Origin of the sequence: Leptolyngbya sp. FACHB-711 (assembly GCF_014695615.1) — a bacterium.
Taxonomy (GTDB): Bacteria; Cyanobacteriota; Cyanobacteriia; order Elainellales; family Elainellaceae; genus Leptolyngbya_A.
Map to the genome: position 1 here is coordinate 1 of NZ_JACJOR010000437.1, position 14,184 is coordinate 14,184.

General features: G+C 49.4%; 18 protein-coding genes and 3 pseudogenes. 8 read left to right on the forward strand and 13 right to left on the reverse strand.

The window, feature by feature from the left end; translation table 11 throughout:
* From H6F80_RS19485 to H6F80_RS29990, 5 genes and pseudogenes are all read right to left on the reverse strand, one after another.
* Positions 1–418: GAF domain-containing protein (locus tag H6F80_RS19485; RefSeq protein ID WP_190793183.1), on the reverse strand; the 418-nt coding region annotated here is incomplete at its 3' end.
* A 270-nt stretch (positions 419–688) separates the two neighbouring features.
* Entirely contained in the window at positions 689–1,153 is a 465-nt protein-coding gene (locus H6F80_RS19490; RefSeq protein ID WP_190793184.1) for a hypothetical protein, read from the reverse strand.
* A 51-nt stretch (positions 1,154–1,204) separates the two neighbouring features.
* Positions 1,205–1,414, reverse strand: coding sequence for a hypothetical protein (locus H6F80_RS19495; protein ID WP_190793185.1), 210 nt, complete (start codon positions 1,412–1,414; stop codon positions 1,205–1,207).
* Positions 1,411–1,947, reverse strand: coding sequence for a hypothetical protein (locus H6F80_RS19500; protein WP_190793186.1), 537 nt, complete (start codon positions 1,945–1,947; stop codon positions 1,411–1,413). The genes H6F80_RS19495 and H6F80_RS19500 overlap by 4 nt, the downstream gene beginning before the upstream one ends.
* A 330-nt stretch (positions 1,948–2,277) precedes the next feature.
* Positions 2,278–2,412: pseudogene (locus H6F80_RS29990) on the reverse strand (ISNCY-like element ISAtsp9 family transposase); the annotation flags it as partial.
* A gap of 290 nt (positions 2,413–2,702) precedes the next feature.
* On the opposite strand from H6F80_RS29990, the pseudogene H6F80_RS31410 reads away from it, so the two are divergent.
* A pseudogene (locus tag H6F80_RS31410) lies at positions 2,703–2,824 on the forward strand (bluetail domain-containing putative surface protein).
* A gap of 25 nt (positions 2,825–2,849) precedes the next feature.
* Here H6F80_RS31410 and H6F80_RS19515 read toward each other — a convergent pair.
* Together H6F80_RS19515 and H6F80_RS19520 are read right to left on the reverse strand one after the other, a co-directional pair.
* On the reverse strand, positions 2,850–3,833 hold the full coding sequence (locus H6F80_RS19515; RefSeq protein WP_190793189.1) for a DUF8738 domain-containing protein: 984 nt from the start codon (positions 3,831–3,833) through the stop codon (positions 2,850–2,852).
* A 385-nt stretch (positions 3,834–4,218) separates the two neighbouring features.
* Positions 4,219–5,688, reverse strand: a complete 1,470-nt coding sequence (locus tag H6F80_RS19520; protein WP_190793190.1) for a phytoene desaturase — start codon at positions 5,686–5,688, stop codon at positions 4,219–4,221.
* A gap of 111 nt (positions 5,689–5,799) precedes the next feature.
* Between H6F80_RS19520 and H6F80_RS19525 the strand changes: the two genes are divergently transcribed.
* On the forward strand, positions 5,800–6,015 hold the full coding sequence (locus H6F80_RS19525) for a hypothetical protein (protein WP_190793191.1): 216 nt from the start codon (positions 5,800–5,802) through the stop codon (positions 6,013–6,015).
* Positions 6,016–6,367: 352 nt separating this feature from the next.
* On the opposite strand, the gene H6F80_RS19530 is transcribed toward H6F80_RS19525, so the two are convergent.
* The 4 genes from H6F80_RS19530 to H6F80_RS19545 form a co-directional block, all read right to left on the reverse strand.
* Positions 6,368–6,871, reverse strand: coding sequence for a hypothetical protein (locus H6F80_RS19530; protein ID WP_190793192.1), 504 nt, complete (start codon positions 6,869–6,871; stop codon positions 6,368–6,370).
* Between the two features lie 2 nt (positions 6,872–6,873).
* Positions 6,874–7,389 (reverse strand): hypothetical protein, encoded by a 516-nt coding sequence (locus H6F80_RS19535; RefSeq protein WP_190793193.1) that lies wholly within the window; start codon positions 7,387–7,389, stop codon positions 6,874–6,876.
* Positions 7,390–7,496: 107 nt separating this feature from the next.
* The gene (locus H6F80_RS19540; protein WP_190793194.1) at positions 7,497–7,838 is read right to left on the reverse strand and encodes a hypothetical protein; all 342 of its coding nucleotides are present in this window, start codon (positions 7,836–7,838) and stop codon (positions 7,497–7,499) included.
* A 226-nt stretch (positions 7,839–8,064) separates the two neighbouring features.
* Positions 8,065–8,358, reverse strand: a complete 294-nt coding sequence (locus H6F80_RS19545) for a hypothetical protein (protein ID WP_190793195.1) — start codon at positions 8,356–8,358, stop codon at positions 8,065–8,067.
* A gap of 135 nt (positions 8,359–8,493) precedes the next feature.
* Here H6F80_RS19545 and H6F80_RS19550 point away from each other — a divergent pair, with 135 nt between their 5' ends.
* The 5 genes from H6F80_RS19550 (at position 8,494) to H6F80_RS19570 (ending at position 11,749) form a co-directional block, all read left to right on the forward strand.
* Positions 8,494–9,306 (forward strand): hypothetical protein, encoded by an 813-nt coding sequence (locus H6F80_RS19550; RefSeq protein ID WP_190793196.1) that lies wholly within the window; start codon positions 8,494–8,496, stop codon positions 9,304–9,306.
* A gap of 322 nt (positions 9,307–9,628) precedes the next feature.
* On the forward strand, positions 9,629–10,111 hold the full coding sequence (locus H6F80_RS19555) for a hypothetical protein (RefSeq protein WP_190793197.1): 483 nt from the start codon (positions 9,629–9,631) through the stop codon (positions 10,109–10,111).
* A 72-nt stretch (positions 10,112–10,183) separates the two neighbouring features.
* Positions 10,184–10,336: a hypothetical protein gene (locus H6F80_RS19560; protein ID WP_190793198.1), complete on the forward strand. Its 153-nt coding sequence runs from the start codon at positions 10,184–10,186 to the stop codon at positions 10,334–10,336.
* 10 nt (positions 10,337–10,346) lie between these two features.
* The gene (locus tag H6F80_RS19565; RefSeq protein ID WP_190793199.1) at positions 10,347–11,039 is read left to right on the forward strand and encodes a Uma2 family endonuclease; all 693 of its coding nucleotides are present in this window, start codon (positions 10,347–10,349) and stop codon (positions 11,037–11,039) included.
* Positions 11,040–11,125: 86 nt separating this feature from the next.
* Positions 11,126–11,749 carry a restriction endonuclease subunit R gene (locus H6F80_RS19570; RefSeq protein WP_190793200.1) on the forward strand — a complete coding sequence of 208 codons (624 nt, stop codon included), beginning with the start codon at positions 11,126–11,128 and terminating at the stop codon, positions 11,747–11,749.
* A gap of 213 nt (positions 11,750–11,962) precedes the next feature.
* Here the strand turns inward: H6F80_RS19570 and H6F80_RS29995 are convergent, their stop codons facing one another.
* Complete coding sequence (locus tag H6F80_RS29995) at positions 11,963–12,625, reverse strand: IS630 family transposase (RefSeq protein WP_242067459.1); 663 nt, start codon at positions 12,623–12,625, stop codon at positions 11,963–11,965.
* A pseudogene (locus tag H6F80_RS30880) lies at positions 12,538–12,867 on the reverse strand (winged helix-turn-helix domain-containing protein); the annotation flags it as partial. The gene H6F80_RS29995 and the pseudogene H6F80_RS30880, both read right to left, overlap by 88 nt.
* A gap of 360 nt (positions 12,868–13,227) precedes the next feature.
* Between H6F80_RS30880 and H6F80_RS19580 the strand changes: the two are divergent.
* Positions 13,228–14,112: an AAA-like domain-containing protein gene (locus H6F80_RS19580; protein ID WP_190793201.1), complete on the forward strand. Its 885-nt coding sequence runs from the start codon at positions 13,228–13,230 to the stop codon at positions 14,110–14,112.
* Positions 14,113–14,184 lie beyond the last annotated feature (72 nt).

Here is a 14,184-nt window from a genome sequence, read left to right on the forward strand (position 1 = left end):
CCTGAGCCATCAACAGTTTAAGGACTTGTAAGCAATCGCTAGTAAACACTCCGGCATTAAGATTGTTCTCTAGATAAAGGATGCCGATCAACTGGGTTTGATTGAGAATGGGTAGACAGAGGAGCGATCGCGTCTGTTGCTTTTGAATGTAAGGATCAGTTGAAAAAGACGATTCGCTGACTGCATCATCAAACGCCAAAGTTTCTTGAGTGCGTTCTACCAAGTGAATGACGGAGACAGGAATCGTTGCACAGTCAGCAACAGCAAGCTTTTCTAGGTCACACTGTTTACTTCCACTGCATTGAGCCATCACAGTGAGTTGATCCTCCTCTAAGAGAACCAAAGTACCAGTTTCGGCTCCTGCATTTTCGATTACCACCTGCATCAATGTGACAATCAATTGATCGAGATGGACCATTAAACTCTCCCCGACGAAGAACTGTCAGCAGTCTCCTAAAGTGTATCTCTTGCTAAAATCCAGAAAATTAAGCTTTTGGGTGGATTTTCTGAAGGCTTTCCAATGACTACTACTACGTTCTCATTCGGGGTGGAAAAGGGGTACGAGGCCCACTTGATCCTTGAGCCGCGCTCACACTTCAACCTACTCAAAAACAATTTTTGCAAAGAAATTTAAGATCTTGAGACTCAGTTTAAATTATTGCGATTCAAAGTTTGCCGGTGCAAGTTCTCACTCAGCCAAGCCCAACTTTCCTGCCTCTAGCTGTCCATCTTGCCTCAGAGTCATTGCCTGGTCGCCGGAGCGCTTCACCCAAATGGGCGCCTCATAAAACGTCCCCCGCTGCTCTAACTGAAAACCGCCGAACAATACGCCTAACCATACCTCTATCCACGGCATCTCTAAGCTATCACTGAGTTCGGCGATCGAAACCGAAAGTAGGGTGGTCTGTAGCCACTCTAAAATCGCTGCTGTCCAGCTAGCCACATCTTCTGAATGGGCAATCACCAAAATAGACTGTTTCTGCGCTGCTTCGTCTTCTGCTTCTAGCTGGTCAACCATTGCCAGCACTGCTGCTTTGTCAACGGGAGCCGCAATCGATTCTTTCGGTTTAGCAATCGGCTTTGCTCTTTGCTGACGCGATCGGGCTAGCTCCATCAAATCGCTCAAATCCACTGCCATCGCTTGTCGCACCACATCGGCAAAAAAGCCTTGCTCAACGATTGGATCACGGACTAACTCTTCCCACTAGATCATCAGCACCTCAGCTCGCACAGCACACAGCTCAGCAATCTGAAGCAAAGCATCTCCAGCAAACTGCAACTTTTGGGTTTCAGGCAGTTGTGCCGCTGCTGCTTCCACCTCATCCAACAGTTGCGCCACGTCAACCGCCTCCGGCATCTGCTGCGCCTGTTGCAACTGATCCCACAACTCCAATTCCAATTGTGTCGCTGTCATCCACACCCTCCTGTTTCAATAAACAGAAGATGCTCAGCATGATAGGAACAGGGGCGGATCGGGCACTGTGCGATCGCGTGCTGTTCCTCCCGCGCAAAACGTTCAAAGCCGCTGCGCCGCCCGTTGCCATACTGCTGGTAAAGCGCCTCCAAAAGCTGCCGTGCGTAGTCTTTCACCAGTCTAGGTGGCAGCCCAAAAGTATGCTGCGGCTGTGTCAGCGCGGTCGGCTTCTCTCCCACCCACAACTCCGCGCACATCGTATGAATCACAATGTCATCGTTGGGCTGACGCGGCTTTTCGACATACGTGTGCAGGACGACAAACAAAACGATGGGTACCGGTACGACCATCTCAGCTACCTGCGGCTGCCGCCGCACTCGGTTGCCGCGACCCTGACGATAATACGATCGCCGACTGTGGCAAACCGCATCATTCCAGCAGCCATCACCGTCTTGCGACCCATGCTGTTGTCGTGCCTGATTCGGCGTTAGCAGACTGCACGCCCAGCACTTTTCATTGAGCGATCGCCCCATACGCTCCTGCTCGAGAAAGCACCCTTATTATGCCTGAACCGTTTGTATTTCCGAGGAGTAGCAATAATAATCTTAGAATTGCTACTCCTCGGAAAAGTAAGGGGTTGGTCTGTCGCTGAAAGCATAAGTTTGGGGTGATTAAAGGGTTGCTGTCACCAGATGCAATTAGAGCAAATCCAGAGCCTGAGACAACGCAGTTAGGTTAATTAATAGAGGTTGATTGGGGATGCACTAAAAATATTAGTACGAAAAAACTATTCGTAATCCCTCTCCCTGCAAGGGTTTTAGCCTAATTGCATTCTATGACAGCTATGCTTCAATCACCCTAGCCAAGGCAATCAACAGGGTGTCCGACACAGAGCGGAAGCTCTTTAACTGCCCCTGCTGTTCTAACACCTGCAAGATTTCCTCAAACACGGGAAAAACCTGCTCAGGTGCCACGGGATTCAACAGGTCCCAGATCTCTACGCAGGCAGCAGCGAGGCGCAGGTTTATCGCCAATCTAGTTTGAGATCGCTCGATCAGATCACGGACTAGAAGTGAAAGAGGGCGATCGATTGCTGATTGATACGAATGATGATGGCGTGGGTGAAACCCCTGCTACGCTGTTTTATACGGGTCGGATCAGCGCCAGTTCACTCGCTGGAGCGGTAAACGCCGCTTATCGAGACAAGAACTTTAAGCGACGGGGTCAGCAAAAGTTGCAGGCAAACGAAGCGGTCTTCTTACAGTGGCAGGGACGAACCTATCTGACCGTGAACGATCCTTCCCTGGCTTTGCAGCAAATCGCGATCTGCTGCTGAACGTTACAGGCATAGCGCTGCCAAAGCCAGAAACGAGAACAGGAATACTGGCGATCGACACTTACTTTAGCTGATATCGATCTCATCCCCAAAGACAGGTCATAGCTGATTCCATGCCCGAATAATCGTTTGTAAGGACTGGGGCAGGCTGTCCTGTTCGAGATCAATATACGCGACCGTGCTTCCCATTGCCTGAACAACAGTGGTGGGATAATCTGCCAAGGCAGCAGAGGTGAGATATCTCATGCCGTTCAGGTTGGGAAACTGCTGCTGCTGTAAGACCTGCTCAAACTGCTGCAACTGCTGCTGCGAAAGGCGTTTCGTCATCGGTTCAGCGTTAGAAGCCGGTATGCCTGTGCTTCTGCGATAGAGCGTTCCATCGGCAGTCAAAACCGTCTGAGTTGTACCGCCGCCTAGTCCCCCCGATACTGTCATCTGAAACACGATGTTTTCAGTTAACCCTGGATACTCTGCCTCGGATGGCATGAAGGAAGGCGTGATTTGACTGCCACTGCCGCTTGCCGTTGCATTTTGCACGATGCGCGTACCCTCTTGATCCAGGTGATAAATCCAGCTCTGGCGATTGCCCTCCACAATCACACGGTAGCCAGGAATGGCAATCCTGGTGCAGGCGCGTCCTGAGACAAAAATTCCCATGCAGCCGTCCCAGGTTCGAGGCTGAGACTCAATGACTTTGAGCGTATTCGCAGGAACATTGGCTTCACGGGCGATCGTTTCAAATAGCCGATCAACCAGTTGCGGCGGTAGGGTAGCCGTGTCCTGAGTTTCTAGCTTAATGACTTGCGCCCTTCGATCGGTGCGATAAACCCAGTTCTGCTGCCCATTCGAGAGTTCGATGCGCCATCCGTCTACTGTTGCCATCGCACATCGCTCATTGGGTGCAGCTAAACCCAAACAGCTATCTGACCAAGTTTCCTGGCTAAACTGTACAACCCTGAGATCCCGTCGGGGCAAATTAAACCGCTGAACTAAGTCGCGTCGGACTCGCCGGATAACCTGTGGCGGCAGTTGAATAGTTGTTCCTTGAGCAGGGTTCGATTGCTCAATAATTGAGCGATCCACAGGTGTACTGGCAATTGCCGCGGATTGAGCAACAAATGGGCAAGCTCCACTGGAGATGACCAGACTCAGGCAAGCAGTCGAACAAGCCTTATGAAACTGAGAAATTTTCGAGAATGAGAGGAAACGAAGCATAATAAAACCCAGTAACTGTTAAATCTAAAAACTCGCTTTTTCAACTTAGCCGTTGCTCCAGCATTAACAGAACGGGTTACTCAATTTGAAACCATTCGATAGTTCCCCCGATCGAAACCCTCCCCCTCCAGCAACTCGCATCAGGTAAGGCTCTGTCACTCCAACTCTACAAATTCATACCTATCCTGTTTAATGTGGAAGCTTACACGCTCGAACCGGGTACGGGAATGCAAATTGACCTTCTGGCTCTGGTTTATGCTTTACCAATCATCTCTGCCGCAATTTTCCCAGAACTCATCACCCCTGGTAGCCCTGCTCCCGGATGGGTTCCCGCTCCCACACAGTAGAGATTGGCAACATCCTCGCTCTGATTATGGGGACGAAACCATGCCGATTGGAACAGCGTTGGCTCTACTGAAAATGCACTTCCTTTGTAGCTGTTCAGTTCGTCCCGAAAATAGAGTGGGTTGATGACATGCTCTATGACAATATGCTGTGACAAGTCCGGCAGATAGTGCTGTTCCAAATATTGCACGATCGCATTTCGGTAGGGCTTTGTCCTTTCCTGCCAATCGGTTGCGCCATCTAGGTTGGGGACAGGAGCCAGGGCATACCAACAATCACACCCCTCTGGGGCAAGCGTCGGATCAGTTGCTGTCGGACGATGCAAATACAGCGAGAAATCGGATGCCAGATGCTTACGATCGAATAAGTCTACCATCCATTCCCAATAGCGCGGACCCATTAAAATTTCGTGGTGCGCCATCTTCTCATATCGGCAATTCGTTCCAAAGTACAGAACAAACAGCGACATCGAATAGCGCAAACGCTCAAGATGACGGTCGTGATACTTGCGTCGAAACTGAGCGGGAACCAGATTGAGGTAAGTCGAAGCAACATCGGCATTACTCACAATCGCCTCTGCCTGAAGCAACTCTCCATTCTTCAACGCAATTCCTGTTGCTCGTTTCGTCTTACCATCGATCAAAATCTCCGCGACTTCACAATTGAGGCGTAATCCTCCCCCCAATTCCTCAAACAGTCGCACCAATCCTCGGACCAGTGCCCCCGTTCCCCCCATTGCAAACCAGACCCCAAACGCCTGCTCCAATTTGTGAATCATGGCGTAGACCGCTGTGCTTTGGAAGGGATTACCGCCAATCAACAACGGATGAAAGCTGAAAATCTGCCGTAGCCGCTCATCCTGGATGTACTGGTTCACAAAGCCCGCCACGGACTTGAATGATTGTAATTGCAGCATATCGGGTGCAACCTTCAGCATATCAGTGAGGTGACTGAAAGGCTGGGTCATCATCGGTAGCCCCTTCTCAAACACCTGTTCTGATGCCCGATAAAAGCGATGGTAGCCCGCCACATCGGCTGGATTGAACTGCCGAATTTGCTCTAGCAGGTAATCGCGATCGCCGTTGTAGTGAAACACGGAGCCATCTTCAAACCGGACGTTGTAAAACGGGTCTAACGGCACCAGCGTCACATAATCCTCGGTTTTGCGGTTGCTGATCTCAAACAGCTCATGAATCAGATAGGGCGCGGTAATAATCGTCGGACCTGCATCGAAGGTAAAGCCCTCCTGTTGAAACACAGAAGCACGACCCCCAGCTTTGTCTCGTTTCTCCACGATCGTCACCTGATGTCCTTGTGCCTGTAGCCGAATTGCAGCCGACAACCCGCCAAAGCCGCTGCCAATCACAATAATCCTCATGAATCTTTTTTAGAACCTGCCAAATTCATTAAATCAGACGGAGCTTCCAGCAGCTTCTAATTTTCGGAATACAGTCGTCCAGCAGTCTTGAGAAACCTGAGAAAAGTTGGTATGGCTGAATCGTTCAAGTGCAACAGAGATTACCCAAAGAAAAAATTCCAGATTGTTACCAGGGCGTCAGCCGATGAACAAGCCCATGAGGAAAACTCTGCTTTAGCACCTGAAAAGCCTGTTGTACATGATGCTGAACCGGATGAGCAGGAGGGCAGGCTTCAGATTGTAGATGAAGCAAACAGCGAATTTCAGGTGTCGCAATTGCAACGATAAGACCCACAAAAGCGAGGATGAGACCCACAAAAGTCATGCGATCTGCGTCCATCCAACCTTTTTCTGCTTGAGGATTCATCTTCATTTCATTCCTGCTAACAACACATTAGAACCATAACTCTCATTAAGTGCTGTTGACCTCGGAGAAAACCGCAAATTAGCATGAGTGTTTAGGAGACTCATCCTACTGCTGCGCTTGATCAAGTTGACCGAATTTCACTACAGGTCAATCGATTGGTGCAGGCAAGCAGACTTTTTATATGACATCGTTACGCCATGCCGTCAGAAAACGGAGGTGGGCGATCGCTTTCTATCTAGCCTGATTTCCAGCGAACTCCAATTCGTTAACTCTTCAAGCATATAACAGGTCAAGTTGCCGCTTCAGGTACTCCAGTTCATTATCTGAAGAAATCTCTGTATTGGTTGTGCGATCATTCAACACATCGGTCGGATCACTGTTCGCACATCGAGGTGTGACAAGATCGCATACGGTTCCAGTAAAAGCGGACAAGCGATCGTAATTAATCCGATAGAACATGACACGCTTATAAGAAGTAATCCAATGTTGAGCCGTCTGAATCAGCCCAAGCTTTTTCAGATTAGCGATCGCCTTCCTTAAGCTATACTGCGTCATCCAGGGAAACTGCTCTTGCCAGGACTTAAGCGAGTTGTAAATCCATTTGCTGCCATCGACGATCCAACCAGACACGGCTGAATTGGTCGTCCAGTAATGTAACTGCTGCAAAAAAACACTCTCATCAAACCCCGTTCCAGATTTACCCAGCGTTTGTTTTAGCAAGCCTGCCAGTTGAGGGGGAATGGGAATAGAGTTTGCTTCCAACGTTCTATGAATCATGATCATCTCCTCCCTGCACGAGAAGGTTGATTCAACCGTTGCATCCGTCTTCCTGTACTCCGCACAAGCTGCCTGAGACGAACTATCTGTGCATCAATTAGCGATTGCTGCTCCTGGAGAACTTTTACCTGCTGTCCCCGCTCGATCGCCGCTCGGACTTCGCCCACCTGCTGATGGGAGAGATGCTTGGTTTTGACCTTGGGCTGACCCGATTTTTTATACTCGCCTGTAAGCCACCGCAATTGGTGGTAGGTGTATTGCTTCCCGTTTTTGTTCTTCGTGTAGGGTTCAATCCATTGGTCAAAGAACACGTCGCCCTCTTGCTCGATCGCCCGAATGTCTTGAGCGAGACGATCGCGTTCAGCCTGGAGCTTGTGCAGAGCAACGAGGTAGCGGGAGATCCATTGCAGTTCTGGGAATTGGTCAAGATCGAGGACGATCGAATTTCCCAGAACTTCTTCCGGTTCAGAGTGCGCTTGAGGAAAAGCCGGACGGGGGAAGGCAGTGAGTTTTTGCATAGGAAAGTTGACCCACAACAAGGGTGGGTTTCCAAAAGAGGACAAACAACAAGGGAGCGATCGCCTCTCTCCAACTGAAAAGGGCGATCGCCTGCAATCAAATTGATTTAGAAGGGAAGAACTTTGTCGTGCAGATCTTTCGTGACCAGGATTATCCAGTAGTGGTTGCGGTAGCCCAGGGCAACTTTGCCAAAACCCAGCCGTTCTCGATCCTGTTCCCAGCGGTGAACTGAGTGTAGGGCAGTTGTAAGGTCAGAAATTCGACAAAAGGCAGTCAGTTCTGGGTTTTCGGTAGTGGAGCGACACCCCTCCGCGTAGCCTTTGAGGTAGTGGGTGTTGTCTTGAAACTGCGGATGAGGGGCACGATGATTTATGCCATCGCGAAAACCAGCACTAAAAAGCTGATCCGGGGCAAGAGGTGTACCTTGCCAGGAATTTTTTGATACCATATTCGTGATTAGATAAACAACATTTAGAGGGCGATCGCAAACTTTGGACGGTGGGCGATCGCTTTCTATTTGGCTCCCTCTGCATTTCAAAACCAGGCTTGGGACTGGCTAAGGCTGCATTAGTTAGGAAGAATGCTGCTGTCCGGAAGCAAAAGCTTTACCGGATCACTAAATTAAGCGCATTAGCTGCATGAGCGCAGAACAAGACTTTCAGTAAACAAGCTTGCTATGGCAGATTTGCTTTGTTGTTTTGAGCACGTCGCTCTAGCTCGGTAATAATTTCTGTCGCCATTGCTGCAAGCTCGTCAGTCTCTATTTCTTCCACCCATCCCGGCTTAAACGTTTTTACGCTGCGGTTTGAACGACTTGAAGTTCTTGCCAGCCCTTCTTTTAACAGGAACCGGATCATCTGATTCAGATTGCGCTCTTCTTTAGCGGCAACAGCCTCTAAAGGCTCTCGAAGTCCTTCAATGTCAATGCTGATGCGATCCACTGTTTCCTGTCCAACTGGTTCTGACATAAGCATACTCTAACCCCTACGCTAACTATTGGTGCAATTTGGTGCATTCTGATGCAATCATGTTACCATGCTTCGTAGGAACTGGGGTAAGAACTAAACCCCACTTCGCATGAATTCTTTCAAGAGCCTAAGAATATGACGCAATACATGAATTCATCGGCGTTTCAACCGGTGCTAGACTCGATCGCCTTTTCCCAAGAAGCTGACCTGCCACCCGCCGAAACCGACCTGCCACCCATCCCCGAAGCTGAACGCGAGGTGGCTGCGACTTCCCCTGCCACTTCCCGCGAAGGTCGTACGAACCAACCTCCCTTATGGCAGCCTGTTGAACCTCAATTCACCAAAGCGATCGCCGAGTATTACGGTGTGTCGCGCAAATCGGTGCAGCAGTGGTTCCAGAAGGTCAAAGAAGCCTGCCCCTGGTTCCATGAATCTGACCTCAAGTTGCCGGATGAGCGGTACAGCCCGCTTTGTGTCGAACTGATGGGGCAATACCGGACTTCAGGCTTGCCCTTTGAAGCCTGGAAAACCCAACTCTGGGAGCAAAACGCAGAACTGGTTGCGGCATACCAGGCGGCTCAAGCCCAGACCCAGACTGCTGCTAACCCCCAAGTATGTGCTGGCATCACGCTTAGAAATTCAGAAGTGCCGCTTCCGGTTCAGGGAATTCAGCCGCTTCAGCTAACGGTTGTTGATTCCACTGATCGCCTAACTGAAGCGATTAATAGCCTCAATACGACCTTGCAGCAGTTTGTCAGCAACGATCGGACACTGGAAGATGCCTTGAAGCTGAACGCGACGCAAAAAGGCTCTCGCTTGGGGACAGAACTTGCGATCGCCGAGATTGGCAGCATGGTGCAGGCAACCGAATCGGCACGGGTGGAGCTGGCAAAAAAGCTGGGCTTACTATCTATTCCCATCGATCCCCCTCAACAACAGTCTGCTTGAAGTTATCGGTTGCGCTCGCCATCGCCGCCTTTTTCCTTACCTCGGTTGCGGTACTCTTTAGGGCTGCGCTTCCGAACTCTAAACTACCCCAGGTTCCTCCAGCTTCTCGCCTTCTCGCCAAGTAAAACTTCCCTGCCTTTGGCGATTGTTTCTACCCCTGCCGGAGGGTCGAAGAGGAATCTGCTCGGTCAGTTCCCAGCAGTCCGGCTCCGCTTCTCATGCTTTAGCAGTTTTTAGGACAACCCTGGCGATTCTATTTCTAAGTCGATCGCAAGAGACAGGCAGGAATTTTGTTGCTTCACTCGATACAAGGACGTTGACCATGAGCCATCCGGTGCGTGTTTCAGAAATTTTAGAAAGATGGAGCCAAAAGCCGCTCACGTCAGCCGACTACTGCCAAATTTGGGTCGGGCAAAAGCGGGGGATTTATCCTTTTGATCGTGGCTATCGAAAAGCCTGTGTCGCAGAGCTGCATCACGTTCTGGGAGTTAGTCCCAATACCGTGAACTGCTGGGGCAGCAATTTTGAGAAGTGCCAGGATGTGGGGACATTCCTGCATCTACGGTGTGTTCATATCATGAACGTGGAACGAGAAGTCCTTTCAAGCCTGCGGCAGCCCCGAACCGGAGCAGAAATTTTAACCCTGTTGACTGCACGACTCGAAACTCTGGAAGCTCTAATTTCCCCTGGTTCTGAAACCCAGAATTGGCATATTAGCGGTTGGCAAGCGTATGCTCTGTCTCTTGATCCTCCAGAATCCCAAAGTGTCGGGTGGGATCGATCGCAGCTTGAACAGTCGGCTTAACTTCCTCAGTCCGTCGCTCCCTGCGCTAGCAATAGAGCACTTCCGAGTGCTACCCAAAATTCTGAAGGCGGCATGACGGTGAACAGGGAAGCGGAGGCTGCGGTGGGATTGAGCACGATCGGCGGGTTTAGTCGTCCTTTCCACAGGAATCCTCGATCGACGATCGGGGGACGCGACGTAGAAAATGTAAGCCCTAGAATGAAAGTTAATTCTGTCAGTCCTTAAGAATTGCCCTATGGTGGACCGTCTGACGCAGGACTCTAAAATTCCCCCGCTGGAAAATGGCGATCGGCTCACTCGTTTCGAGTTTGAGCGACGCTACAGTGCCATGCCCCAACTCAAGAAAGCGGAACTGATTGAAGGAATTGTCTATATGCCTGCCGCATTGCGCTTCAGGAGTCATGGTCAGCCCCATAGCTGGATTATGGGCTGGTTGACAAACTATGCAGCCGTGACACCCGGTGTGTTAACGGGAGATGCGCCAACAGTGCGGCTTGATCTCGATAACGAACCGCAACCGGATGCAGTGCTGCTGATTGATGAGGCATTTGGGGGGCAATCACGGCTGAGTGAAGACGATTATATCGAAGGTGCGCCTGAACTGGTGATTGAAATTGCTGCAAGTAGTGCAGCGATCGATCTTCACGCGAAGAAAACTGCTTACCGACGGACTGGCGTTCAAGAGTACATCGTCTGGCAAGTCCTGGAGCGGAAATTAGATTGGTTTTATTTGAGTGAAGGCGATTACCTGAGCCTACCTGTAGACGCAGATGGCATGATCAAAAGTCAAGTTTTTCCAGGATTGTGGTTAGCAGTCGAGGCTCTGCTATCCGGAGATTTGCAGCAAGTGTTAGCGGTCGTGCAACAAGGAACGCGATTGCCAGAACATGCAGCATTTGTGCAGAAACTGGCTCGCTTCCCTCATTAACTGAATTGCCGATCAAAATAAAAGAGCATCTTGGATCAGACAGGGTTGCGTCAGGAAAACTGATTGAACTGGGGAAAGAGAAGACGATGGTACAGATAATCCAGGCGAAGACCGTAACGTTGCGAACCTTGATCGACGATTTTGGCATTCAGTTCGTTGACGATCGAGCATTCTTCCCGGAATGGCAGGGCAATCTGCCCGAAGTCAGCGATCTGGAGAAGGAGCAGCTTAGACGCATTCGGGATGGCTTTGTCAATCTACTCAACTATCCGCCTCTCCTGGAAGGCGTGATCCGAATGTCCGTCGTCGATCCCCTTCTTTTTTTGGCGGGCTTCTATCTTCCACCGTTTCATGTGCGATCGGAACCGTCGATCGAGATTCAAACCGAAGAAGAGGACATTCTGATTACGGGCAGTCTCGATACCCTGGTTCTCAAAGACCGTTTGTGGGTGTTGGTGGTTGAATCCAAACGCGCCTCCTATTCCGTAGAAGCAGGACTAGCGCAAATCCTGGCTTATATGCTGGCAAGCCCCAATCCTGACCAATCCTGCTATGGCATGATAACCAGTGGTGGCAGCTTCATGTTCATCAAACTCATGAAAGGAAATCTACCCCGATACGCGGTTTCCAAGCTGTTTGGGATTAGAGAACTGGACGATTTGATTAGCGTTTTTGCCATCCTCAAACGGTTGGGGCAACTTGTAGAGTAACCCTCATGCTCTACAATCACTTTACCTTCAAGAAAGCAAAAAGCGACTTTCATATCACAATACTTCGGACAACTTTTGGGGCAGAGGCTGAAACCCGCATTCTACCGTTGGCATTTGCCCCCTTTAAGAGGGCTGAAACCTGCATCCTACCGTTAGCAGTTTAAAACTGTCCGGACTGTTGATACGGAATCCGGATAGTAAAGTAACACTATTTTATGCCTGCCTCCACCAGTGAAATAGCGTGTGCTGACGAATGACTTCCGGCATGGCTGCAAGGATGTTACAACGAGAGGCTAAAGTTTCTTCGAGTGCATCCAAGCTCTCAAACTTGCGATTGACTAAGGGTTCATCACTCAATTGCCATAAATGTTCAGCAGGTTGTAACTCTGGAGAATAGGGAGGCAGGAATTCCAAATGAATCCCTGGTGGCACAACCACCTTTTCAGCTCGATGCCACCCGGCTCCATCAATCACCAATAAGACCTGTTTGTGGGTTCCTGCCCCGACTGCTTTGGCAAACTCCTGCAAGGCTCGATTAAACCAAGCGACACTCACTCTGGGGAGGATAAACCACTGGGTCAATCCACTGTGAGGACAAACGAACGCATACAGGTAGAGCCATTGATAGCGATGATGCACGGTTGCGATTGGGCGTTGTCCTCGCTTTGCCCATACTTTGCGAAGAATCGGTTTGAGTCCCAATCGGTGCTCATCGAATGCCCACACTTCTACTTCAGCCTGGGGATAGGCTTGTCTCAATTCCTCGACTCGTTGGGGGAAGTTTTTTTGAAAGCAGATTGAGCTTCCTGGTCTGCCTGGGCATGACGAGGACGAGGACGTTGCCCACTGTAGCTTAACTTCTTTAAGTAATCCCATCCCCGTTGTGGATGCACATGAGCACGTCCTGTTTTTTGGGCAATCCATTGCGCCACTTTCGGTCCACTCCATAATCCACCATCAGCAGGGGGAGACTGTAAGGCGTGGTCGAGTTCAGCTTTTTGTTCAGCATTCAACAAGGCTCGACTTGGTACCCGCCGTCCTTTTTGCCCATTTCCAACAGAGAGAATTCCGTTCCGGTTATACGCATAGACAACTTTACGAGCATAGGAGTAACTCACTCCAACACATGAAGCAGCATCAAGCAGATACCAATGTTGGGAGACCAGCCATAACAGGTGCCAACGCCGTGATTCAATTGGGTCAGTGCTGGTTTAATAGCGAGTTTTGAGTTCCTCACTACTGAGATGTTTTTCCAGTGTCAGTGTACGTGCCATGCTCCTATTTTATAGTGTTACTGCTTAGCCGGATTTCTATTAGACATCCTTTAACACAATTCTGTTTTAGCCTGCTCAAAAGTTATTCTATAGATTTGAGTTTGAATGCCACTAAAATTGTGCATTCTTCTGCACAAATTCTCTGACTCGTTTATATCTCATCTACAGTGGAATAGTACAGGTCGTTATCCCACTCGTGTTTCTATGGGTTACGAGTATCAGGTTGGGGGAAGTCTCAGGATTGATGCTCCCAGCTATGTTGAGCGACAGGCAGACCAAGAACTCTATGCTGCCTTGAAAGCGGGACAGTTTTGCTACGTGTTTAACTGTCGGCAAATGGGCAAGTCAAGCTTGCAAGTACGGGTGATGCATCGTTTGCGAATGGAGGGAGTTTGCTGCATTGCAATCGACATGACGCAAGTGGGAAATGAGCATTTGACTCCGCAGCAATGGTATGAGCGAGTCGTTTCAGAATTATGGCGCAGTGCGAATTTAATTGGCAAAGTCAATTTGAAAGCCTGGTTGAACGATCGTCCGTCTTTAACGCACATTCATCTCCTCAGCACGTTTATTGATGATGTGCTTTTATTTTATTTTGCAAATCAGCCAGTCATCATTTTTATTGATGAAATTGATAGCGTTCTCAGCCTAAAATTTGCAATTAACGACTTCTTTGCTTTAATTCGTTCTTACGCAAACGATCGAGAAAGTAATGCGAAGACAAATCTTACATTTTGTCTACTTGGTGTCGCCACTCCTTCTAATTTGATCCAGGATAAAATCCGCACTCCTTTTAATATTGGTCAGGCGATCGCGCTCAACGGCTTTCAATATGAAGAAGCAAAGATTCTTATTGAGGGATTAACTGGTGCGATCGAAGATCCGCAAGCTGCTCTTCAAGAAATTTTGAATTGGACAGGCGGACAGCCCTTTCTCACACAGAAAGTTTGTCGCCTGGTAATAGAATATTGGCGTTCATCGCCGTATCACAGCCAGGATCCAAAAGCTACAATCGCTCACCTGATCCACACCCATCTCATCCAGCACTGGGAAACTCATACCAATTCAATAAATACCTGCTACAGATAAAGCATTGAGAATGTAATCCCAACCGGTTAAAGACGCAATCGTCTGGCGTTGCAACTGCTGCAATTGCTGAGT